Source organism: Vibrio rubrogenes (assembly GCF_059641415.1).
Genome location: NZ_JCARSY010000143.1, coordinates 1 through 322 on the forward strand (window position 1 = coordinate 1; position 322 = coordinate 322).

The following is a 322-nucleotide window of genomic DNA, read 5'->3' on the forward strand; positions in this document are numbered from 1 at the left end:
CGTGACACAAGGTTGGGCCGGTGCGCAGTACGGGATGATGGCTATTCCACGCATCGGTCATGAAGTGGTGGTGCATTTCCTTAATGGCGACCCGGATCAACCGATTATCACCGGGCGGACATACAATGCCAATAACGTCACCCCGTATCCGTTACCTGAGCACAAAACCAAGACGGTGATCCGCACCGAGACCCACCAAGGGGACGGTTACAACGAGCTGAGTTTTGAAGACCAGTCGGGCAGTGAGAAAATCTATCTGCACGCGCAAAAAGATACCGACATGCTGGTTGAAAACGATGCAACCACGCATATCAAACATAAT

1 protein-coding gene is annotated in these 322 nt (G+C 51.9%); it reads left to right on the top strand.

The window, feature by feature from the left end; all coding sequences use genetic code 11:
- On the top strand, window positions 1–322 hold a 322-nt coding region (vgrG, locus tag AC55NX_RS20940), incomplete at both ends, for a type VI secretion system tip protein VgrG (protein WP_496997486.1).